Annotated in this window: 15 protein-coding genes; 6 read left to right on the forward strand and 9 right to left on the reverse strand. The window is 71.9% G+C overall.

Translation table 11 applies throughout. The features are described from left to right. The first annotated feature begins 50 nt into the window (after positions 1 to 50). Together ASD93_RS14830 and ASD93_RS14835 are read left to right on the forward strand one after the other, a co-directional pair. Positions 51 to 3167, forward strand: coding sequence for an ATP-dependent helicase (locus ASD93_RS14830; RefSeq protein WP_056124692.1), 3117 nt, complete (start codon positions 51 to 53; stop codon positions 3165 to 3167). Continuing rightward, the gene (locus ASD93_RS14835; protein ID WP_056124891.1) at positions 3164 to 6487 is read left to right on the forward strand and encodes an ATP-dependent DNA helicase; all 3324 of its coding nucleotides are present in this window, start codon (positions 3164 to 3166) and stop codon (positions 6485 to 6487) included. Before ASD93_RS14830 ends, ASD93_RS14835 begins: the two co-directional genes overlap by 4 nt. Before the next feature lie 8 nt (positions 6488 to 6495). On the opposite strand, the gene ASD93_RS14840 is transcribed toward ASD93_RS14835, so the two are convergent. Further along, complete coding sequence (locus ASD93_RS14840) at positions 6496 to 7797, reverse strand: phosphotransferase (RefSeq protein WP_056124695.1); 1302 nt, start codon at positions 7795 to 7797, stop codon at positions 6496 to 6498. 81 nt (positions 7798 to 7878) lie between these two features. Between ASD93_RS14840 and nudC the strand changes: the two genes are divergently transcribed. Together nudC and ASD93_RS14850 are read left to right on the forward strand one after the other, a co-directional pair. Continuing rightward, positions 7879 to 8793: an NAD(+) diphosphatase gene (nudC, locus tag ASD93_RS14845; protein WP_056124697.1), complete on the forward strand. Its 915-nt coding sequence runs from the start codon at positions 7879 to 7881 to the stop codon at positions 8791 to 8793. Next, positions 8790 to 10553 carry an ATP-dependent helicase gene (locus tag ASD93_RS14850; protein WP_056124700.1) on the forward strand — a complete coding sequence of 588 codons (1764 nt, stop codon included), beginning with the start codon at positions 8790 to 8792 and terminating at the stop codon, positions 10551 to 10553. Before nudC ends, ASD93_RS14850 begins: the two co-directional genes overlap by 4 nt. Before the next feature lie 757 nt (positions 10554 to 11310). Here the strand turns inward: ASD93_RS14850 and ASD93_RS14860 are convergent. After that, complete coding sequence (locus tag ASD93_RS14860) at positions 11311 to 12726, reverse strand: zinc-dependent metalloprotease (RefSeq protein WP_056124706.1); 1416 nt, start codon at positions 12724 to 12726, stop codon at positions 11311 to 11313. Between the two features lie 127 nt (positions 12727 to 12853). On the opposite strand from ASD93_RS14860, the gene ASD93_RS14865 reads away from it, so the two are divergent. After that, complete coding sequence (locus ASD93_RS14865; protein WP_056124709.1) at positions 12854 to 13981, forward strand: PDZ domain-containing protein; 1128 nt, start codon at positions 12854 to 12856, stop codon at positions 13979 to 13981. Positions 13982 to 14059: 78 nt separating this feature from the next. After that, on the forward strand, positions 14060 to 16957 hold the full coding sequence (locus ASD93_RS14870; RefSeq protein ID WP_056124712.1) for a UPF0182 family protein: 2898 nt from the start codon (positions 14060 to 14062) through the stop codon (positions 16955 to 16957). Positions 16958 to 16999: 42 nt separating this feature from the next. Here ASD93_RS14870 and ASD93_RS14875 read toward each other — a convergent pair whose 3' ends face one another. Genes ASD93_RS14875 through idi form a run of 7 tightly spaced genes read right to left on the reverse strand, consistent with a single transcriptional unit; the run spans position 17000 to position 22587 of the window. Next, on the reverse strand, positions 17000 to 17890 hold the full coding sequence (locus ASD93_RS14875) for a prenyltransferase (RefSeq protein ID WP_056124715.1): 891 nt from the start codon (positions 17888 to 17890) through the stop codon (positions 17000 to 17002). Next, positions 17887 to 18204 carry a lycopene cyclase domain-containing protein gene (locus ASD93_RS14880; RefSeq protein ID WP_056124718.1) on the reverse strand — a complete coding sequence of 106 codons (318 nt, stop codon included), beginning with the start codon at positions 18202 to 18204 and terminating at the stop codon, positions 17887 to 17889. The genes ASD93_RS14875 and ASD93_RS14880 overlap by 4 nt, the downstream gene beginning before the upstream one ends. Then, complete coding sequence (locus ASD93_RS14885; protein WP_056124720.1) at positions 18201 to 18533, reverse strand: lycopene cyclase domain-containing protein; 333 nt, start codon at positions 18531 to 18533, stop codon at positions 18201 to 18203. The genes ASD93_RS14880 and ASD93_RS14885 overlap by 4 nt, the downstream gene beginning before the upstream one ends. A 1-nt stretch (position 18534) precedes the next feature. Further along, positions 18535 to 20106: a phytoene desaturase family protein gene (crtI, locus tag ASD93_RS14890; protein WP_056124722.1), complete on the reverse strand. Its 1572-nt coding sequence runs from the start codon at positions 20104 to 20106 to the stop codon at positions 18535 to 18537. Next, complete coding sequence (locus ASD93_RS14895) at positions 20103 to 20987, reverse strand: phytoene/squalene synthase family protein (RefSeq protein ID WP_082569413.1); 885 nt, start codon at positions 20985 to 20987, stop codon at positions 20103 to 20105. Before ASD93_RS14895 ends, crtI begins: the two co-directional genes overlap by 4 nt. Beyond that, positions 20984 to 22039 carry a polyprenyl synthetase family protein gene (locus ASD93_RS14900; protein WP_056124726.1) on the reverse strand — a complete coding sequence of 352 codons (1056 nt, stop codon included), beginning with the start codon at positions 22037 to 22039 and terminating at the stop codon, positions 20984 to 20986. Before ASD93_RS14900 ends, ASD93_RS14895 begins: the two co-directional genes overlap by 4 nt. Then, positions 22036 to 22587, reverse strand: a complete 552-nt coding sequence (gene idi, locus ASD93_RS14905) for an isopentenyl-diphosphate Delta-isomerase (protein WP_056124729.1) — start codon at positions 22585 to 22587, stop codon at positions 22036 to 22038. The genes ASD93_RS14900 and idi overlap by 4 nt, the downstream gene beginning before the upstream one ends. Positions 22588 to 22639 lie beyond the last annotated feature (52 nt).

Below are 22639 nucleotides of genomic sequence, written 5' to 3' on the forward strand. Positions count from 1 at the left end.
AACGCTCTCGGCGAACGGGATTGTCGGCCGCTCGCGCTACGGTCGAGGGCATGGTGTCGCGGGACGGATCCGGAGCGGCGACCGCGCTCGACGACAGCCAGCGCGCCGTCGTCGCGCTCGCGTCGACGGCATCGGGAGTCGTCGTCGGGGCGCCGGGAACGGGGAAGACGACTGCCCTCGTGGCTCGCGTCGCGGCTCTGGTCGACGGTGGCCTCGACCCCGACGCGGTGCTCGTGCTGACTCCCTCGCGGCAGACGGCGACCGCCCTGCGCGATCGGCTCGCCATCGCCGTCGATCGCGCGACCTCGGGCCCGCTGGCGCGCTCGGTCGCGTCGTTCGCGTTCCAGCTGGTGCGGGCGCGCGCGGTGGCGAGCGATGCCGAGCCGCCGCAGCTGCTCACCGGCGGCGATGAGGACCAGCTGATCCACGACCTGCTGGCCGGCGACGCCGAAGACGAGGCATCCGGCACCTCCCGATGGCCGGACTGGCTGGCTCCGGGGATCCGGGGCGCGACGGGATTCCGCACCGAAGTGCGCACGTTCTTCGCCGAGTGCACGACGCTCGGCATCGGCCCCGACCGGCTGCGCGCGCTCGGGGAGCGCGACGAGCATCCGGCCTGGGTCTCGCTCGCTTCCTTCTTCGACGAGTATCTGGACGTGCGGGCCCGCATGCGGGGCGCTCATCGCGATGCGGCCGGGCTCGTGCGCGAGGCCGTCGGTCTCGTCCGCACCCTGGGCGAGGGCATCGAGGCGCTCGATCGCGTGAGGGTGATCCTCGTCGACGACGCGCAGGAGCTCACCCTCGGGGGCGTGGAGCTGCTCGAAGCCGCGCGCGGGCGCCGCATCCCCGTGCTCGCGTTCGGCGATCCCGACGTCGGCTCCGGGGCGTTCCGCGGCGCGACGCCCGAGAACTTCGCACGCCTGGCCGCGGCCCTCGGCGAGGTGCATGTGCTCACGCAACGGCACCGGGGAACGCCCTGGCAGGCCGAACTGGTGCGGCGCGTCACTCAGCGGATCGGCGCGGTCGGGGTCGTGTCCCACCGCGGTGCGGGTTCGGGCGCGGAGCCCGACGACTCGGTGCGGGCTCTGCTGCTGCGCTCGGCCGCAGAGGAGTACGACGCGGTCGCGCGCATCCTGCGCGAGCGGCACGTGCACGACGCCGTGCCGTGGGGACGCTGCGCCGTCATCGCGCACGATACGCGACAGGTCGCGGTTCTCGAGACCGAGCTCGCGGCGAGAGAGGTGCCCGCGCGATCCAGCGGCCCGGGCCGGGCGCTCGGCGTGCTGCGCCCGGTGGGCGACCTGCTGCGCCTGGTCGACCTGGCGGCGCGGGAGGAGTGGGACTTCGACGATGTGTCATCGGCGCTCCTGGGCACCTATGGGCGGCTGGATCCCATCGAGCTGCGCCGGCTCCGCTCCACCCTGCGCCACACCGAGCTCGCGGCGGGCGGAGACCGGCCGGGCAAGGAGCTGCTGCTCTCCGCGATGCGCCAGCCGCTCGAGTTCGATCTCCTCGACACCCGCGAGGGGCGCCGGGCCGCGCAGCTGGCGCGCACTCTCGCGTTCCTGAGCGACGAACTCGCCCGCGGCGCGACCGCTCACGAGCTGCTGTGGGCGGCGTGGGACCGCAGCGGGCTCGAGCGCGCTTGGTCGGAGTCCGCGCGCGGCCACGGACCGCTCGCGGAGCAGGCGAACCGCGACCTCGACGCCCTCGTCGCGCTCTTCCAGGCGGCCAAGCGCTTCGTCGAGCGCTCGCTCGACGCGGATCCGCGGGTGTTCGTGCGCAGCATCCTGGATTCCGATGTCGCCGAGGACCGCCTGACCGCACCTGTGCGCGATGACACGGTGCAGATCCTCACACCTGCCGGTGCGCTCGGTCTCGAGTTCGACACGGTCGTGGTCGCCGGCGTGCAGGAGGGCGTGTGGCCGAACACCCGGCTGCGGGGGAGTCTCCTCGAGACGTGGCGGCTGGCGGATGCCGCCTCCCGCGTCGCCGGCGATGCGCCGGGGGTCTTCGACCGGCGCCGTTCCGCGATGCACGATGAGCTGCGGCTTCTCGCACGCGCCGTGTCGCGCGGCGCCGAGCTCGTGGTCGTGACCGCCGTCGACGACGACGACACCGGGCCGAGCGTCTTCTTCGAGTTCTTCCCCGACCCCGAGCGCTACACCGTCGACCACCCGCTCTCCCTGCGGGGGCTGGTCGCGCGTCACCGACGCACACTCACCGAGCGGGGCCGCGTCGGGACGCCGGTGACGGCGCACGCCGCCGCGCAGCTCGCCCTGCTGGCCGACGCCGGCATCGCGGGAGCGGCACCGTGGCAGTGGTACGGGGTGCCGGCCCCGACGTCCACGGGACCGCTGCGCGACCTCGCGAAGGAGGACGTGCGCGTGTCACCGTCGCGCCTCCACACGCTCGAGGAGTGCGAGCTCAACTGGGTCATCGGCGACCTGGGCGGCGATCCGGGCGGAACGACGGCCGGCCTCGGCACCATCATCCACGCCGCGCTCGAGCACGCGAGCGACGCCAGCGAGGAGTCGCTGTGGGCGCAGGTCGAGGGCCGCTGGGGCGAACTGACGTTCGAGGCGGACTGGCGGGAGCGTGCCGAGAAGACCCGCGCGCGCGACCTCGTCCGTCGCCTGCACCTCTATCTGCGACGGTTCGACGACGCGGGCGGGAAGCTCATCGGCGCCGAACCGCACTTCGAGGTCGCGATCCCGCTCGACGATGCCGAGGCCTTCGAGCACGGCGCGATCCTCTCGGGGTACATCGACCGCGTCGAGCTCACGCCCGAGGGCGCCGTCGTCATCATGGATCTGAAGACCGGCAAGCGCGAGCCGCAGACCGACGCGAAGGTCGTCGACAACCCCCAGCTCGGCGCCTACCAGCTCGCGTTCGAGGCCGGCGCGATCCCCGAGGCGAGCGACCATCCGGCCGGCGGCGCGAAGCTGCTCGTGCTGCGCCCGACGGCGACACGGGCCGACTACGTCACGCCCTGGCAGCCGCCGTTCGACGACGAGCGCCGAGAGGCCTTCCTCGCGCGACTCCGCTCCGCCGTCACCATCATGCGCGGCGTCTCGTTCACCGCGCCCTATGAGGAGCACTGCCGCGACGACCACTCCTACGGGCTGTGCCGGATCCACACGATCGGCGCGGTGAGCGCGTCGTGACGTCGTCCGCCGCTCCCGCGCCGCTGTCGGCCCGGGTCATCGCCGCCGCTCTCGGGCAGTTCCCGCCCACCGATGAGCAGGCCGCCGTGATCGAGTCTTCGCTCGGCCCCGCCCTCGTCGTGGCGGGTGCGGGCAGCGGCAAGACGGAGACCATGGCGTCGCGCGTGGTGTGGCTGGTCGCCAATGGACTGGTCCGTCGAGATCAGGTGCTCGGACTCACCTTCACCCGCAAGGCGGCGGGAGAGCTGGCCGAGCGGATCCAGCGGCGCCTCGCGCGTCTCGCCGAGTTCGAGCGTCGCGGGCTCGTCCCCGCGCTGCCGGACCTCTACGCGAGCGGCCGGCTCTCGGTGTTCGGCGAGCTCGAGCGCGCCGGCGGCGAAGGCGCGCACGCGACGCTGACGCGCGGCGAGGCCATGGACGCGCTGGCTCGATCGGTCGGCGCCGCTCCGCAGGACGCCGACGACGATGCGCTCCTCCACCGGCCGACCGTGTCGACCTACAACAGCTTCGCCGACCAGATCGTGCGCGAGCACGCGGTGCGCATCGGAAGGGATGCCGAGGCCGCCGTCCTCTCGGAATCCGCGGCGTGGCTGCTGATGCGCCGTGTCGTGTTCGCCTCCGACGATCCGCGCCTCGAGGGGCGCGTCGAGGCGGTGCGCACCATCATCGACGGGGCGCTGCGCATCGCGCGGGACGGGGTCGACAACCTCGTCGACCTCGACGAGCTCGCTGCCTTCCCCGACGCGTTCGCGCGCGTGCTCGAGCTCCCGTCGACCTCTGCGCGCACCGTCGTCTACGCGGACGTCGCGGAGGCGTCCGAGAAGGTGGGCGCCCTCTCGATGCTCGCCGACCTCGCGCGGGCCTACGCCGCCGAGAAGCGCCGCATCGGCGTGATCGACTTCTCCGATCAGGTCGCCGGCGCGCTCGAGGTGGTGCGCAGCCATGGCATCGTCGCCGAGGAACTGCGCGACAGGTATCGCGTGGTCCTCCTCGACGAGTACCAGGACACGTCCGTCGTGCAGACCGATCTGCTGGCGCTGCTGTTCGCCGGAACCGCAGTGATGGCCGTCGGCGACCCCCACCAGGCGATCTACGGCTGGCGCGGCGCGAGCGCCGGCAACCTCGGCGGATTTCCCCGTGCCTTCGCGCGAGAGGAAGAGTGCGCCGAGTACGCGCTCCTCACCAGCTGGCGCAACAGCGCCGATGTGCTGACGGCCGCGAACGCGGTGCTCGCGCCGCTCGCGACATCCGCCGCCGTTGCGGTGCAGGAGCTCCGCGCGCGTCCCGGGGCGCCGGTGGGAGCGGTCCAGTGCGCGTTCGACGCCGACCTGGACGGCGAGACGGAGCGCGTCGCGGCCTGGTTCGAGACGGTGCGCGCCGAGCGCCGGCGCGCCGGGCTGATGACCACCGGCGCGATCCTCTTCCGCAGCAAGAAGCACATGGTGCGCTTCGGTGACGCGCTCGGCCGACGCGGCATCCCCCACCGCATCCTGGGCCTGGGAGGACTGCTGTCCACGCCCGAGGTGGTGGATGTCGTGAGCGCACTCCGCGTCGTGAGCGACCCGAGCGCGGGCTCGGCCCTCATCCGGCTCCTCTCGGGGCCGCGCTGGGCCGTCGGGCTCCCCGACCTTCGTGAGCTGGCCGCACTCGCGCGCCGTATCGCACGGCACGACGCGGCGCTCCAGCCGCTGACGCCCGAGGTGGTCGAGCGGATCCGGTCGGGGGCGGGCGATGATGACGGGTCGCTCGTCGACGCGCTCGACTTCGTGCTGCGGCATCCGATCGATCACGGCTGGCTCGCCGGATTCACCGCGGGGGCGCGCGAGCGGCTGCGTGAGGCAGGGGCGGTGTTCGCGGGGCTCCGGCAGGCGGTCGGGATGCCGATCCCCGAGCTCGTCCGGTTGATCGAGGGGGAGCTCCGGCTCGACGTCGAACTCGCGGCCAATGAGGCGCGGGGCCCGTCGCGGATCGCCTCGGCGCAGCTGCGCGCGTTCGTCGACGAGCTCCACGCGTTCCTCGCCGCGGACGAGTCCGGCTCGCTGTCGAGCCTGCTGGCATGGCTCGACCACGCGGAGCAGCTCGACGAGTTCGCTCCCCGCACCGAGCCGCCCGAGGACGACGTGGTGCAGCTCCTCACGATCCACGGCTCCAAGGGCCTCGAGTGGGATGCCGTCGCCGTGGTGCGCCTCGTGAAGGACGAACTGCCCAGTGCACCCCGCGACACCAAGGCGTGGCTGGGATTCGGTGTGCTTCCCTACGCGTTCCGCGGCGACGCCGCGTGGCTCCCCGCCCTCGCGTGGCGATCGGCGCAGACCCAGCAGGAACTCAAGGCGGCTGTCGACGACTTCATCGCCGCGAATCGGTCACGCCAGCTCGAGGAGGACCGCCGGCTCGCCTACGTCGCGGTGACCCGCGCCCGCGACCACCTGCTGCTGACCGGATCGAGCTGGTCGGGGACCAAGCGGCCGCGCGAGCGCAGCGCGTTCTACGACGAGATCGCCGAGGCGCTCGGGGTGGTCCACCCCGAGGTCGACGCGGGAGAGAATCCCTATCTCGGTGAGCGTCGCGTGCTGCACTGGCCGATCGACCCGCTCGGTTCGCGGCGGGACGCCGTCGAGCGCGCGGCTGCGATCGCCGCCGAGGCACTCGAAGCCCCCCGTGCAGAGCCCGATCGAGACGTGGCGCTTCTGCTCGCCGAACGGCGGGCGCGGCGGGCGGCGTCGGAGCACCCGGCGCCGACGCGTATCGCGGCCTCGCGGTACAAGGACTTCGTGTCCGACTATGCCGCGACGGTGGCCGCGATCGCGCGGCCACTGCCGGAGCGGCCGTTCCGGCAGACACGACTGGGCACGCTCTTCCACGCCTGGGTCGAGCAGCGCGCCGGACGTCCGGGCCTCGGCGGCTCGATCGACGACGCCCTGTGGGAGAGCGACGAGGACGCGTCGGGCACCACGTCGTCCGCCGAGGATGCTGCGTCCCTCGACGCGCTGCGGACGCGCTTCCTCGCCTCGGAGTGGGCGCACCTGCAGCCGCTCGAGGTCGAGACCGAGATCGACTTCACCCTCACCGACCTCGACGGCCGCCCGCACGTCGTCATCTGCAAACTGGACGCCGTGTACCGACGCGAAGATCGAGGCGGACGCATCGAGATCGTGGACTGGAAGACGGGGGCGGCACCGCGCACGACGGCCGAGCGGGAGGAGCGGATGCTGCAGCTCGAGCTGTACCGTCGCGCGTATCACGCCAAGCACGGCGTGGCGCTGGACGACATCGACGTCGCCCTCTACTACGTCGCCGAGGACCTGATCCTCCGGGGCTGAGGCGCGGCCTACTCGGCGAGCCAGCGGCGCAGCGCAGCCTCGGACGCGCGCTCCGCGTCCGCGACCGCATCGCCGTCGTGCTCGTCCTGCGCCGAGGAATCGGCCTGCACCGGTGCTCCCTGCCTGCGCTCGGCCTCCGGGGCGGGGCGCGCCGAGGCGAGATCGATCGGCATCGACAGGTCCGCGAGATCTGCGAGGTCGAGCTCGGCCGTGTCCTGCGTCGAGGGGTCAGCGGCCACGTCTTCGTCCGCGGGGACCCAGAGCGACAGCTCCTCGGGGTCGTAGGCGTCGGTCTGCATCGACGTGTCGACGACGACGGCCGAGGCCTCGGGCATGCGCTCGAGCAGGGCGATCGCGTCCGAGACGTCGAGCGGGGCATCCATGAGGATGTCGTCGTCGGCGACACCGACGGCGAGCGTCTCGAGCAGGCCGACCGCGTCGTCGACGACATCGTCGCGACCGGTCTCGTGGCCGTGGACGAGCCACGACGCGAACTCCAGCTCGGCGTACAGGCGCGCACGCTCGCGAGCGCGCGCGTCGGGGGCGCGGCCGCTCCCGGCGACGTAGGCGGCGTACACGTCGTCGGCTGCCGTCGGCGCGGAGGCCAGCCACTGCAGGTCTGTCGCGGGGTCGCCCACCGACAGGCCGTGCCAATCGAGCAGGCCGGTCACCGCGGGCGCTCCGTCGATGTCTTCGAAGAGGAACGACGCCGCTCCGGCGCCACCGAGCACGACGGCCGACTCGAAGCGCCACAGCTCGTCGGTGTCGAGGGCGCGGCGCCACCGCGACAGGAGAGTCGCGGGAACGCGCTTCGTGGCGGTCGCGCGGTCGAGCAGACGGGCCGCGTCGGTGCGCACCTGCTGGGGTGTGCGGACGGGGAGTCCCTCGGTGCGCACGATCGAGAGGGGCAGGGCGTGCAGGGCGGCGAGCGCCGCACCCACCGAGGTCGCGGCGCCGCGACCCGGCGGCAGGTGGGCGGGGTCGACGCGGTAGCCGGGGAGGAAGTCGAGCACGACGGCGCGGGTGTCGCCGAGGCCCGCCTCCCCGAGCAGCTCCGGCGCACGGAAGGGAAGGAGTCCGCGAACCCCGGGCGTCAGGGCGCGCAGCGCCCGCACCTCAGCGGCGAGCTCCGGCAGCACGGCGGCGTCGGCGGGAACCCGGACGACGACACGACGGCCGTCGTCGAGTTCGGCGACGGCCGAGTCGTAGCGACCCGCGATGCCCTCGGTGAGTGCGCCGACTCCGACGACGCCGACCCGGGGGAGAGCCGACGTGACCGACGCGGCTAGAGTGAAGGGTGAGCGTGCCATGTGCCCAGGGTAGGTCGGCGTCGCTCGTCCACCCCCGCGCCACGCCCTGGCTCGCCCTCTCGGAGAAAGCGGAGATCCTCGATGACGGCGCCCGACAGCACGCGGCTTCCCCCGCTTGCCGGAACCGGTGTCGATCGTGCGGCGCAGGAGCGGGAACACCCGGGGACGGTGGATGCTGCGCGCTCCGACCCTTCGACGCGGGTGCTCGTCGTCGCCGGCGACCGCGCACCGCTCGCCGCCGCTTCCTCACTGCTGTGGGTGGCTCCGGGCGCCGTCCCTGCCAACGCCGAATGGGCCTTCCTCGGCCGCGACGGGTCCGGCCGGGCGCTCCTCACTGCCGCTTTCGAGGCCGCGGAGACGGATCCGTTCGAGTCGCCGGGAGGGTGGGGCGGTCTCCGTTCCGTCGGGGGCGGGCTCTCGGTGACGGATGCCTCCGCGTTCGTTGAGGCGCTGAGCCTCGCTCGGTGGCTGCTCGACGCGCCCTACTGTCCTGCCTGCGGTGCGCTCACGACGCTCGGGGACGCGGGCTGGTCGCGGCGCTGCCCGTCGTGCGGGCGTCAGCACTTCCCGCGCACCGACCCCGCGGTGATCGTCGCGATCACGAGCGCGGTGGACCCGGACAGGCTGCTGCTGGGCTCGAATGCCCTGTGGGATTCGCACCGCTTCTCGTGCTTCGCCGGCTTCGTGGAGGCGGGGGAGTCGCTTGAGGCGACCGTCATCCGAGAGGTCGCCGAGGAGGCCGGCATCGCCGTGGCCGACGTGCGCTACCGCGGCTCGCAGGCCTGGCCCTACCCACGATCGCTGATGCTGGGTTTCCTCGCGACGGCGGTCGACGACGATGCCGCGCGCCCCGACGGCGAGGAGATCGTGGACGTGCGATGGTTCACCCGCGCAGAGATCGGGGCGGGACTGGCCGGGGAGAGCGACCTGGGGCTTCCGGGCGCGGCGTCCATCGCCCACCGCCTCATCAGCGACTGGCATGAGGGGCGCGCGTGAGCGGGCGTGCACTCACGGGGCTCGACGAGCGCCAGCTCGAGGCGGTGCAGACCCTGCGCGGACCGGTCGCCGTGCTGGCCGGAGCCGGCACGGGAAAGACCCGCGTGATCACGCACCGCATCGCGCACGGCGTCGACACCGGCGCCTACTCTCCCGGGCGGGTCATGGCGGTCACCTTCACCGCGAAGGCGGCCGGCGAGATGCGCGGTCGTCTGCGTGCACTCGGGGTGGACGGGGTGTCCGCGCGTACATTCCACGCGGCAGCGCTGGCCCAGCTGAACTACTTCTGGCCGACGCTGGCCGGAGACACCGCGCCCGGCATCGTGGACAACAAGGTGCGGCTGCTCGCGCACGCCGCCGACGGGATCGGGCTCGATCCGGACGTCGCGACCCTGCGCGATGTCGCGAGCGGGATCGAGTGGCGCAAGGTCTCGATGCTCAGCGTGGACGCGTACGCCGCCGCGCGGCCAGGCGGCATCGGCCGGCTCTCGATCGAGCGGGTCGTGGACCTCCAGCGCGCGTACGAGAAGCTCAAGGACGAACGCCGTCAGCTCGACTTCGAGGACGTGCTGCTCGCGTGCGCGGGCATGCTGGAGGCGGAGGCGCACGTCGCCCGTGCCGTGCACGAGCAGTACCGGCATTTCACGGTGGACGAGTTCCAGGACGTGTCGCCGCTTCAGCACCGCCTTCTGGAGCTGTGGCTCGGAGACCGTCGCGACCTGTGCGTGGTGGGCGACGCGAGCCAGACCATCTACTCGTTCGCCGGTGCCGATGCCCGCTACCTGCTGGAGTTCGAGAGCCGCCACGACGACGCCCGCGTCGTGCGCCTCGAGACGAACTACCGGTCGGATGCCGCGATCCTCGACGTCGCGAACCAGCTGATGCGCAATCGGCCCGGCGCGCTCCACCTCGTCGCCGAGCCCCACCGCCGCACGGCGGACGAGACCCCCTCGGTCACGGCCTACGAAGACGACGCGGCGGAAGCCCGCGGGGTCGCGTCCCGCATCTCGGCGCAGATCGCCGCGGGCGTGGATCCGCGGCGCATCGCCGTCCTGTACCGGGCTCACGCCCAGTCGGCCGAGCTCGTGCGGGCGCTCGCCGATGCGGGCATCGCGTCGACCGTGCTCGGCGGTCGCCGCTTCTTCGATCTGCCCGAGGTGCGCCAGGGGATCATGGCGCTGCGCGCAGCGTCGGTCGCGCCCATCGAGAGCGGTTTCGTCGACACCGTCCGCGACGTGCTGCGCTCGCTCGGGCTGACCGACGAGCCGCCCCAGGCCGGCGGAGCACTGCGCGACGCGTGGGAGCTGCGGGCCGCGCTCCTGCGCCTTGCCGAGGAAGCGCCTCCGGGCACCACGCTGCGCGTGTTCACCGACGAGCTGACCGCCCGCGCGAAGTCGCACCACGAGCCCGCGCTGCGCACGGTCACGCTCGCGACGATCCACGCGGCGAAGGGCCTGGAGTGGGACCACGTGCATCTGGTGGGCGTCGCGGAGGGCCTGCTGCCGATCGCGTATGCGACGACGTTCGAGCAGGTCGACGAGGAGCGCCGGCTGGCCTACGTCGGCATCACGCGGGCAGCGCGTACTCTCTCGGCGTCGTGGGCGCGCGGCGTGCGGGAGCGTCAGCCGTCGAGATTCCTTCGAGAGATCGGCAGCGGCAGTCTTCGTGCGGTCGGTGGGTCCGCATCGCCCGGTGGAGGGAGCCGGCGCGCAGGGTCAGCGAGTGGCCGTGAGCCCCAGGGTGGCGCGCGCTCGCGGTGAGCATGCGGCCGGCGACGATGCCCGCCTCCCACAGCACCGAGGGGTCGACCTCGTCCACGGTGCGCCCGACCAGCTGAGCGGCGAGCGTGGGCCAGGCGGGGTCGGCGTCGCGACGCGTCGCCGCCAGACACGAAAGACAGGCCGTCTCGCCCGGGGTGATGAGCGGCCCGACCTCGGCCGTTCCCGGTCCGAGCACGAGGGGCAGGTGCGGCCGGTCGTGCGCCATCAGCGCGGCCGCGAATCCCGGCGGCACGACCCGATGCGCGACGACGACGACGGGAGCGGCATTCGTCGCTCCTCCCGCCGGATCGAACGGATGGGCGCGTGCGACCTCGCAGCCCGCGGCGGTCAGCGCGCGCGCGACGACGTCGAGCTGGTGGGGCGGGATCTCGCCGGCAGCCTGCAGCACCACGCCGGGCATGGGCCCGCCGGTGCGGACCAGGGCGGGGTCGATGAGCTGGAGGAAGGCCTCTGCGGCGCGAGAGGAGGCGCCCGCTGAGACGGCGAACGGGACGGCAGCCGTGTCGGGAAGCCCGCGCTCGAGCTCGCGCACGAGTCGCTGCTGCCATCTGGTCGGGTCGGGGATCACGGCGACGGCGTCGATGCCGAACTGCAGCGAGGTCGCCGTGCGCCACAGCGGAGGGTGAGCGGGATCGATGCGCAGCATGGCCCGAGTCTCGCCGGGATCCGGCCCCGCGCCCGCTTCTCCACAGCCTGCCGGTCAGCGGACGGACAGCTTCGCGAGCTGGGGAGGAGGCTAGACCGGCCGGTGATCGTCGGGGGTGCCGCCGTCGTCCGGCTCGCCCGGCTCGCCCGCGGAGTCGGGTGGCCCCGGCCGCTCACCGGGCTCGTCGCCGGCCAGCAGCTGCGCGAGGGCATCGTCGAACTCGTCGCGCGCCGGCTCCTCGCCGCGCGCACGCGCTTCGAGCCGGGCGACGAGCGTCGCCGGATCGTCGATGTCGTCGGCGCCCGGCATGAGGTCGGGATAGTCCCACAGCGCGTCGCGCGCGGCCGGGCCGACGGCATCCGTCACGGCTCGCCACATGGCGGCGGCCTCCCGCATGCGTCGCGGCCGCAGCTCGAGGCCGACGAGGGATCCGAGCGCGCGCTCGGCGGGACCGCCGACGGCGCGGCGACGGCGGACCGCCTCGGCGATGCGGTCGGCGGAGGGCAGCCGGGAGGTGGCTTCGGCCGTGACGACATCGACCCACCCCTCGATGGTCGCGAGCAGGTTCTCGAGGCGCGCGAGCGCGGCGTTCTGCGCCTCGGAGCGCGCGGGCAGGAGGGCACCGGATTCGAGGGCGCGGCGCAGCTCCTCCGGCTCGGACGGGTCGAAGCGCGACGCGAGCTCTTCGAGGGCGTCGGTGTCGACGTGGACGCCGCGTGCGAAGTCGGTGACCTGCGAGATCACGTGCAGGCGCAGCCAGCGAGCGTGACGGAAGAGTCGTGCGTGGGCGAGCTCGCGGGTGGCGACGTAGAGCGCGAGCTGGTCCTCGGGCACCTCGAGGTCCCGACCGAAGTCGGCGAAGTTCTGCGGCAGGATCGCCGCCTCGCCGTCGGGCATCAGCGGGATGCCGACATCGCCGCCGCTGACGACCTCCTTGGACAGGTTGCCGACGACCTGGCCCAGCTGCGACGCGAAGAGCGACCCGCCGACCGTGCGCATCAGTCGGCCGGCCCCTGCGACGAGTCCCTGCATATCGTCGGGCGCCTGCTCGCTGAGGGCCGAGGTGAGGGCGTCGGCGATGCTCGTGGCGACGGGCTCGGCCAGCTGCTGCCACACCGGCAGCGTCGCCTCCACCCAGCCGCCGCGAGTCAGCGTCTTCGGCGGGTTCGGCAGCTCGGAGATCGTGGTCGCCTCGCTGAGCCACAGCGTCGCCAGCGCGAATGCCTGGTCGAGGTCGGTGCGCTGGCCGGCAGTGACCCCCAGGCCGTCCTGATTGGCGATGTGCAGCGCCTGACGCTGCGCGAGCTCCCAGGAGATCCCGCCGTCCGCCCCGCCTGCGAAGGCACCCTGAAGATGCTGCATGACCGTCTGCATCATCGCCGGGTCGATGTTCATGCCGGACAGGCGTGAGAGCTGCTCCGGGTCGATGTCGCCCGCGCCGCCGCCGAAGAGCTGGCGGATCAGCTCCTGGAACTCGTCTTCGGGACTGCGGTCGTCGTCTGCCACTTCTGCCGCCTTTCAGCCGGTTCATGGGAGTGCGTTCTACGCTAGTCCCAGCATCCATCGCACTTCCCGGCAGAGCCCCCGAACTCCTTACGCCGGTCGCGAACGACCAGGCAGAGAGAGGTCCCGCGTGGCCCTGTTCGACGAGAACGTCACCATCACGCCCGAACCTCGGCGACGCATGTCGCGCACCACGCTGATCGGCGTGTGGGCGCTCGCCGTCGCGCTCGTCGTGCTGCTGGTGATCACCTTCCTCCCGACGTCGTATGTGATCCAGCGACCGGGGCCGGTGTACAACACGCTCGGCACCGCGACGTCGGCGGAGGGCGAGCAGGTGCCCCTCATCTCCGTCGAGGGCGCGGAGTCCTACCCGACCGATGGCGCGCTCGACCTGCTGACCGTCCAGGTGGTCGGCAACCGCGAGCGCACGCCCTCGTGGTTCGAACTCGCGATGGCCTGGTTCGACCCGACCAAGGCGGTTCTTCCCATCGACGTCATCTTCCCCGATGGCGAGACGACGGAGGAGCGCAACTCCGAGAGCGCGGCCATGATGGTCGACTCCCAACAGGAGGCCACGGCAGCGGCGCTCACCGAGCTCGGCTACGACGTCGGGGGGACGCTCACCGTGCACTCCCTCGTCGAGGATTCCGCGGCCGTCGGGGTGCTCGTCGAAGGGGATGCGATCCTCGCCGCGAACGGCACGCCGGTCACGGATGCGGCAGCCCTCCGCGAGATCGTCAACGCGGGCGGCGGTGAACCCATCGAGCTGCTCATCGAGCGCGACGGTGAGCAGACGACCGTCTCGATCACCCCCAAGGAGGTCGAGGTCGACGGTGAGCCGACGCTCCTCCTCGGCGTGACCCTCATGACCGCGTACGACTTCCCGATCGACGTGACGATCCAGCTCAACAACGTCGGCGGTCCGAGCGCGGGCATGATGTTCGCCCTCGGGATCATCGACACCCTCACCCCGGAACAGCTCAACGGCGGCGAGAACGTCGCCGGCACGGGCACGATCACCGCCGACGGCACGGTGGGGCCGATCGGCGGCATCCGTCAGAAGCTGTGGGGCGCGAAGGATGCCGGCGCCGAATGGTTCCTCGCGCCGGAGGCCAACTGCGACGAGGTCGTCGATCATGTGCCCGACGGGCTTCGGGTGTTCTCGGTGGAGACGCTCGACGATGCGCTCGCCGCGCTCGAGGTCGTCCGCGAGGGTGGCGATGTCGACGCGCTGCCCACCTGCACGGCCGCGAGCTGAGTCCGCGCGCGGATTCTCAAGGATTTCGCCCAGCGCGGACTCGGCGGCCGCTCAGACCCGCGCACCTAGGATGGAACGGTGACCACGACCTCGGCGCCGACCCCGGCCACACCCTCCCGCTCCCGACGCGTCATTGCGATCTCGCTCGCGATCATCGCGGCCCTCGTGGCCGCCTTCTTCGTGTTCGCGAACCTGTACGCGGACTTCCTTTGGTACGAGCAGCTGGGCTTCGACTCGGTGCTGCTCACGCAGTGGATCGCCCGTGTGGTGATGTTCGCGGTCGGCTTCCTCGGCATGGCCGTGCCGGTGTGGCTGGCGATCCAGCTCGCGTACCGGCTCCGTCCGGTCTACGCGCGCCTGAGCTCGCAGCTCGACCGCTACCAGGAGGTCGTCGAGCCCCTTCGTCGCCTCGCGATGTGGGGCATCCCCGTCTTCTTCGGCTTCTTCGCCGGATTCGCCGCCTCTGCCCAGTGGGAGACCACCTGGCTGTGGGCCAATGGCGTCGCCACCGCGACCAAGGACCCGCAGTTCGGCATGGACACCGGCTTCTACCTCTTCGCGATGCCGTTCTACAGCGCACTGGTCGGCTTCGTGTCCGCGGTCCTCCTGGTGTGCCTGCTGGTCACAGCACTGGTGGCGTACCTCTACGGCTCGGTCCGCATCGGGCAGCGCGAGCTGCGCATCTCGAAGGCCGCGCGCATCCAGCTCGCCGTCATCGCCGGGCTGTACCTGCTGGTCCAGGGCGCGAGCCTGTGGCTGGACCGCTACAAGACCCTCGTCGAGCCCGGTGACCGCATCACCGGTCCCGGCTACACGGGCGTCAACGCGATCATCCCCGGCCAGACGATCCTCGCCTTCGCCGCCGTCTTCGTCGCGCTGCTGTTCTTCGTCACCGCGGTCATCGGCCGCTGGCGCTTCCCGCTCATCGGCACCGCGCTCCTGGTCGTGTCGGCGATCGTGCTCGGAATCGGCTACCCGTGGGTCGTCAACACGTTCCAGGTGCAGCCGAACCGTTTCGCGCTCGAGCAGCCGTACTATCAGCGCAACGTCGACATGACGCACGAGGCCTACGGCGTCGACGGCCTGGAGAAGCAGGACTTCCAGGCGGTGACGGATGCCGAGGCCGGCCAGCTGCGCGAGGACGCGGCCACGACCGCTCAGGTGCGCATCATGGACCCGGCGATCATCTCGCCGAACGTCCGCCAGCTCGAGCAGTTCCGCGGGTACTACCAGTTCGCCGACCCGCTGGACGTGGACCGCTACGACATCGGCGGCGTCTCGCAGGACACGGTGGTGTCGGTGCGAGAGCTCGACCTCGACGAACTGGGCGCCGCTGCCGACTGGCAGAACACCGCCGTGGTCTACACGCACGGCTACGGGCTCGTCGTGGCCAAGGGCAACGACCGCACCGGTGACGGCGACCCCGTGTTCCTCGAGCGGGGAATACCGGCATCCGGCTTCCTTTCCGACGAAGAGGACTTCCAGCCGCGCGTGTACTTCGGCGAGTACTCGCCGACGTATTCGATCGTCGGAGCCCCTGAGGGCACCGACCCGGTCGAGCTGGACTACCCGGTCGGCGGCGACAGCGGCGGCGAGACCAAGACGACGTTCGAGGGCGACGGCGGGCCGAGCCTCGGAAGCGTCTTCAACCGCCTGATCTACGCGCTGAAGTTCCAGGCGGAGCAGATCCTGTTCTCGGACTACGTCAACGAGGACTCGCAGATCCTCTACGATCGCGACCCGAGCGCCCGCGTGCAGAAGGTCGCCCCGTACCTCACGCTCGACAGCGACCCGTACCCGAGTGTCGTGGACGGTCGCGTCGTGTGGATCATCGACGGCTACACGCTGAGTGCGAACTACCCGTACTCGTCGACCGTGAGCCTCGCCTCGGCGATCTCGGACTCGAGCAACCCCGCGCCGCGCTTCGCGCTCGACGACATCAACTACATTCGCAACTCGGTGAAGGCGACGGTCGACGCGTACGACGGATCCGTGAAGCTCTACGCCTGGGACGAGGAGGACCCGCTGCTGCGGGCCTGGCAGAACGTCTACCCCTCCACCGTCCTGCCGATCAGCGAGATGTCGGGCGAGCTCATGAGCCACGTGCGCTACCCGACCGACCTGTTCAAGGTGCAGCGCACCGTGCTCGGCGTTTACCACGTCGACGACGCCAACTCGTTCTATCAGAGCGACAACCGCTGGCAGACGCCGAACGACCCGCAGGCGGACACGCAGCTGCAGCCGCCGTACTACCTGACGATGCAGATGCCGGGACAGGATTCGCCGACGTACTCGATGTTCACGTCGTTCATCCCGTCCTCGACGACGGGCAACGCGCGCAACGTGCTGATGGGCTATCTCGCCGTGGACTCCAACGCGGGAAGCGAGGCCGGAGACAAACGCGAGGACTACGGCAAGCTCCGGATGCTGGTGATCGACGCCGATACGACGGTGCCCGGTCCCGGTCAGGTGCAGAACACGTTCAACTCGGATCAGCAGGTCTCCTCGCAGATCAACCTGCTCAAGCAGGGTCAGTCCGAAGTGCAGAACGGCAACCTGCTCACGCTCCCGGTCGGCGGCGGCCTGCTGTATGTGCAGCCGGTGTTCGTGCAGTCCTCGGGCGCGACCAAGCTGCCCAAGCTCCAGAAGGTCCTCGTCGCGTTCGGTGACGATATCGCCTTCGAGGACACCCTGAACGAGGCGCTCGACACCCTGTTCGGCGGCGACTCGGGCGCGAGCGCCGGCGATGACGATGTGGAGCCGACCCCGGGCGCGACGCCTGCACCCACGCCGACGGAACCCGGCGAGCCGACGGTGCCGTCCGACGAGTATCAGGCCGCTCTGCAGGAGGCTCAGGAGGCCATGATCGCGCGCGACGCCGCGCTCAAGGCCGGCGACCTGACCGCGTTCGCCGAGGCGGATGACGCCCTGACGGCCGCCGTCGAGAAGCTCATCGAGCTCGGCGCGCAGCCGTAACTCCCACCGAGTCTGATCCCGGTCCCTTGCGAGGGGCCGGGATCAGTTCGTGAGGAACCAGTACCAGATCAGCAGCAGGGTGACCACGAAGCCGGCGAGCTGGTTGAGCCACAGGAACCGGTCCCACCCGCGGGTCGCGTCGGTGGCCGTCTCGTCCGTGATGCGGCGGTACGGCCACACCGTGAGCAGGTACGGCACGGCGACGAGCGCGGCGAGAGGCCCGGGCCACGCGGTCGCCAGCATCACCAGGCCCGCCGCCGCGTAGCACGCGAGTGCGAAGCGCACGGTCCAGCGGGCTCCGCGCGCCGTGGCGATCGAGGCGATGCCCGCCTCGCGGTCGGCCGCGACATCCTGCACCGCACCGAACGCATGCGAGGCGATGCCCCACAGCGCGAACGCCGCGATGACGGCGGCGAGCTGCCAGGTCCAGATCGCGCCGGCGAGCACGAGCCCGTATACGGCGGGGGAGAAGAAGTGGATGCTGCTGGTCACCGAGTCTGCGAACGGCACCTCCTTCAGCCGCAGCGGCGGCGCGCTGTAGAAGACGACGAAGAAGAGGCTCGCCGCGAGGACGGCCCACGATGCCGGTGAGCCGACCAGGACGAGATAGGCGACGAACGGCGTGCACGAGATGGCGGCGGCCCAGAGAGTGACGGGGTGCAGTCGGCGGTCGAGGACGGCGCCGTGCGCCCCACCCTTGCGCGGGTTGCGCAAGTCGGATTCGTAGTCGAAGACATCGTTGATCCCGTACATCGCGAGGTTGTACGGGATGAGGAAGAACAGGGTCCCGACGATCAGCGTCGCGTCGATCTCGCGGACGGTCAGCAGGTAGGCCGCGGCGAAGGGGTAGGCGGTGTTGATCCAGCTCACCGGGCGCGACGACAGGACGAGCTGTCGCACCACCGCGCCCGCGCGGAGCGGAGCGGCTGTCATGCGGCGACCTCGTGCCGTGCGCGGGGCGTGAGCAGCACGAAGACGGCGGGCACGAGGAAGGCGGCGCACACGGCGTAGGAGAAGTCCTCGAGCGGGGCGAGACCGATCCGCAGTCCGCTGAGGTGCTCCTCGGGGTAGGTGAAGAGACCGGCGGCGATCATGAGGTTGTCGAAGACCGCCGTCAGGGCGACGAGCACGGCCGTCGCGATGCCCGATGCGGCCATGCGGCGGCCGAAGTCGGGCCGCCGCACCGTGGCGAGCACGATCAGCAGCGTCAGCAGGGCGAACGGCACCACGATGAGAGCGTAGGTCACGGACTGTCCGCCTCGGCGACGGGCGTCACGATCCGGCGTGCCGCGCCCCACGTCACGAGGGCGAGATAGCAGAGGAACGCGAGGAAGAACGGCTCCTCGAGGGGCAGATGCGGGGCGAGGTCGATGCCGATCAGCAGAACGCTCTCGCCCTTCACGAAGACGCCGGTCGCGATCCCGACCGCGTCCCACACGACGAAGAACGCCGTGCCGATCGCCACGGCGGCCGCGGTCCGGCCGGGTGCACTCCAGGCCGCGAGGCGCCACCGGCGGTCGAGCAGCGCGATCCCGGCGGCCGAGACGAGGATCGCAGCGAGGTAGAGACCGGGCACGTCACACCTTCGCCGGCTCGGCGGTCGGGCCGGGGGAGCGGTCGCCGCGGAGCCGCTTGACGACGAGTTCGGCCGAGATGAGGCACATCGGCAGGCCGATGCCGGGCAGAGCGGATCCGCCGGCATACGAGAGTCCCTCGACCTTCCGCGACGCGTTGCGCGGCCGGAACATCGCGCTCTGGCGCAGAGTGTGGGCGAGGCCCAGCGCGTTCCCGCGCCACGAGCCGAGGTCCGCGGCGAAGTCGCCGGGGGTGATCGTGCGGCGCACGACGATCCGCTCGGCGAGGTCGGGCACGTCGCACCAGGTGGAGATCTGTGCGATGACGCGGTCCGCCGCGGCCTCGATCGCGGCATCGCCGGCACGGTCGATGCCGCCGCGGCCGAGCTCGGGGTCGGCGGGCACCGGCACGAGCACGAACACGTTCTCGTGCCCGGCGGGGGCGACCGTGGGGTCGGTCGCGCTGGGGCGGCAGACGTACAGCGAGGCCGGGTCGGAGATGCGGGGCCGCGACCCGAAGATGTCGTCGAAGTTGGACCGCCAGTCGTCGGCGAACAGGAGCGTGTGATGGGCGAGCTGAGGGAGTTCTCCCTCCACGCCGAGCAGAAGGAGCAGAGCGCCCGGGCTGGGAGACCGCTTCGCCCACCACTCCTCCGGGTAGGTCTGCAGCTCGCGGGGGAGCATCGTCGTCTCGGTGTGGTGCAGGTCGGCGGTGGAGACGACGAGGTCCGCTTCCAGACGCCGGCCGTCCGCCAGCGCGACGCCGGTCGCCACACCGCCGGCGGTCGAGATCGACGCGACCCGGGCTCCTGTCTCGATGCGAGCGCCGGATGCCTCGGCCAGGCGGGCGATGGCCCGGATGATCTCGGTGAATCCTCCGCGGGGGTAGAGCACGCCGTCGTCGAGGTCGAGGTGGCTCATGAGGTGGTAGAGGCTCGGCACGCCGTAGGGCGACCCGCCGAGGAAGACCGCCGGGTACCCGAGGATCTGCCGCAGCCGCGGGTCTTCGAAGCGGCGCTCGACGTGCGAGGCGAGACTGCGGGTGAGCAGCGGCGCGAGCTGGGGCACGCGGCGCAGCAGTGCGGGATCGCGCAGTCCCGCTGTCGTCTCGTACGTGTCGTAGAGGAACCGTGTCACGGCCAGGTCGTAGGCGTCGCCGGCGGAGTCGAGGTACTCCGCCAGTCGGGCGCCGGCACCGGGCTCGACGGACTCGAACAGGGCGGTGGCAGCATCCCGCCCCGATCGCACATCGAGCGATCCGCGCCCCGTGGCCGGATCGGAGTAGACGCGATACGCCGGGTCCAGCCGCACGAGGTCGAGCTGCTCGGCGGTCGTGGTGCCGAGAAGGCGGAAGAAGTGGTCGAACACCTCGGGCATGAGGTACCAGCTCGGACCGGTGTCGAAGCGGAACCCGTCGCGCTCCCAGGACCCGGCGCGGCCGCCGATCTCGTCCCGCGCCTCGAGCACGGTGACCGACCAGCCCTCGTGGCCGAGGAGCGCCGCGGTGGCGAGGCCGGCGATTCCTCCGCCGACGACCACCGCGCGCCCCGCGGCGCGTGTCGGGAGTGCGGTCATGCCCGTGCGTCCTTCGGCGCCAGTCCGAGCAGTGCGCGGACGGCGAGCCGGGCCTTCACGACATCGGGCACCCGGACGCGCCGCGTGGGCTCCGCGGTCGCGCGCAACCTCGCGGCGAGTTCACCGAAGAGGTCGTGCGCCGCGGTCACCGCGCGGCGGCAGTCCGGAGGCAGCCGGGGAATGACGGCCGCTGCCGCCGCGAGATCGGCGTCGATGCGATCGAGCACGTCGTCCCGGGTGGTGGCCCCGGAGGTGAGCCCGAGGTAGTCGCGCCCGAGAGCGGCGGCGTCGTGGTCCAGATCGCGGAGGAAGTTCACGTCCTGGAAGGCGGCGCCCAGGCGGCGGGCGCCGTCGATGAGATCGGGGGACGGAGACTGCGGATGCCGCGTCCCTGCATTGACGAACACCTGCAGGCACATCAGGCCGACCACTTCGGCCGACCCGTACACGTAGGTGTCGTGCGAGGCGTCATCGTGCTGCTGGGTCGAGAGATCGGTGCGCATGGAGGCGAAGAACGGACGGATCAGATCCTCGCCGATCCCGCACTCGCGGGCCGTGCGTGCGAACGCATGGACGATGAGGTTCGCGCTGAAGCCGCGCTGCACCGCGATGAGCGTCTCCGTCTCCAGATCATCGAGCACGCGCCGTGCGTCCTCGGCGGAGAGACCCGCAGCGGCAGCGGGACCGTCGACGATCTCGTCGGCCACCCGCACGAGTGCGTAGATCACCCGCACGTGAGGGCGAGGTCGGGAGCCGAGCAGCCGGCAGGCCAGGCCGAACGACGTCGAATACCGTGCGATGACGGTGGCCGCGGCATCCTGTGCCGTCTGGTCGTAGAGGGCGAGGCCGGTCGCCACGCGGTCGCGCGCAGCGCCGCTCACGGGATCCGCCTCGCCATCCCGTCGGCGAGGTCGCGCAACAGCGTGCCCGCCGCGGGCGTCAACGAGGGGTCGAGCGATGCCGTGCGCACCTCGTCGAGGGCGTCCTCGATGACGGCGCGCAGACGCTCGCGGGCGCCGCTCTCCTCGAGGGCGACCTGCGCTTCGCGCACGGCGATGGGGCCTGTGGGGGCGGCCGCGAGGGCATCGCTGACTCGACTCCACGACGGGGTCTGACTGGCGAGTGCGACCAGCGGCGTGCGCTTGGCCTCGCGCAGGTCGCCGCCGCTCTCGCGTCCCGCCTGTGCGGCCGTGCCGAAAGTTCCGATGAGGTCGTCCACGAGCTGGAAGGCGAGTCCGAGGCGTCCGCCTGCCGTGGTGAGCACCTCGATCGCGGCGTCGGAGGCGCCCGCGAGCACCGCGCCCGCTTGGAGGGGCGCGCGGAACGAGTAGACGGCGGTCTTGTTGAACGCGGCGTCGAAGACGTCCTCGGGAGAGGTCTGCGTGGTTCCCACGCTGTTCTCGACGTCGGCGAGCTCTCCTGCGGCCGAGACGTAGACCGCCTCGTCGACGAGCGCGTACAGGCGTTCTCGGGCGACGGGGTCGACCTCGGCGAACGCGACGAGCCGCAGTGCCTCGTGGAGGAGCAGATCCCCGGCGAGGATCCCCGCCGCATCTCCGAGCAGCGCCGCGCCGGCGGCATCCGCTCCCCGCGTCCTCGCCCGCTCGCGGAACTCGCCGGCGACGTTGGGGACGCCGCGCCGTTCGGTGTCGTGGTCGATCACGTCGTCGTGCACCACGAACGCGGTGTGCAGCAGCTCGAACGCCGCGGCGACGGGGTACAGACCGGGAACGGCGCCCGGATCGCCCCCGAACGCGCGGAAGGATGCCGCCACCAGGGCCGGCCGGAATCGCTTGCCCCCGCGCGTGGCGCGCGCGAGCGCCTCGCCGAGCGCGCCGAACCCCGGCCCGAGGCGGGCCGCGCGGGTGACGACGCCGGAGACGGCCTCGTCGATGGCGGCGTCGACACCCGGCGGCGCCGGGAGGGCGATCATGACGCCCGTCGTCGCTGGGCGACGGTGTCGAAGAGGTGCAGCTGCTCGGCCTGGAGCACGAGCCACGGGCTGAACGCCCACGGTGTGGTCTGGAGGGAGGCGGCCAGTTCGCCGGGGTCGACCCACCGGGCGTCGACGACCTCCAGCGGATTGAGGACCGGCTCGTCGCGCGTGAGCGCGGTGTACACCGGGCACACCTCGTGCTCGACGATCCCGTTCGTGTCGGTGGCCCGGTAGCGGAAGAGGGGCAGCGCGAGCTCGATGTCCTCGAGCGCGATCCCGAGCTCGAACTCCGCCCGGCGGTGGACGGCGGTCAGCACCGGCTCGGCGGGCTTGGGGTGTCCGCAGAACGAGTTGCTCCACACTCCCGGCCAGGTCTTCTTGTCGAGGGCGCGCCGGGTGACGAGCACCTGGCCGTCCTCATTGACCACGTGGCAGGAGAAGGCGAGGTGCAGCGCGGTGTCAGTGCCGTGGACGCTGCTCTTCGGGGCTGTGCCGATCGCCCGTCCCTCGTCATCGAGAAGGACCACGTAGTCGGCATCAGTCATCGGCGTCCTCCCGGTTAATCGCTAGTTTAGCTAGCGATATGGTGCGTCCGAT

Origin of the sequence: Microbacterium sp. Root180, assembly GCF_001428485.1 — a bacterium.
Classification (GTDB): domain Bacteria; phylum Actinomycetota; class Actinomycetes; order Actinomycetales; family Microbacteriaceae; genus Microbacterium.

Bases quoted from the DNA above. Each gene is read 5' to 3' on its own strand.
- ASD93_RS14830 (WP_056124692.1), top strand. From the start codon at position 51: ATGGTGTCGCGGGACGGATCCGGAGCGGCGACCGCGCTCGACGACAGC.
- ASD93_RS14840 (WP_056124695.1), bottom strand. From the start codon at position 7,797: ATGGCACGCTCACCCTTCACTCTAGCCGCGTCGGTCACGTCGGCTCTC.
- nudC (WP_056124697.1), top strand. From the start codon at position 7,879: ATGACGGCGCCCGACAGCACGCGGCTTCCCCCGCTTGCCGGAACCGGT.
- ASD93_RS14875 (WP_056124715.1), bottom strand. From the start codon at position 17,890: ATGACAGCCGCTCCGCTCCGCGCGGGCGCGGTGGTGCGACAGCTCGTC.
- crtI (WP_056124722.1), bottom strand. From the start codon at position 20,106: ATGACCGCACTCCCGACACGCGCCGCGGGGCGCGCGGTGGTCGTCGGC.
- ASD93_RS14900 (WP_056124726.1), bottom strand. From the start codon at position 22,039: ATGATCGCCCTCCCGGCGCCGCCGGGTGTCGACGCCGCCATCGACGAG.
- idi (WP_056124729.1), bottom strand. From the start codon at position 22,587: ATGACTGATGCCGACTACGTGGTCCTTCTCGATGACGAGGGACGGGCG.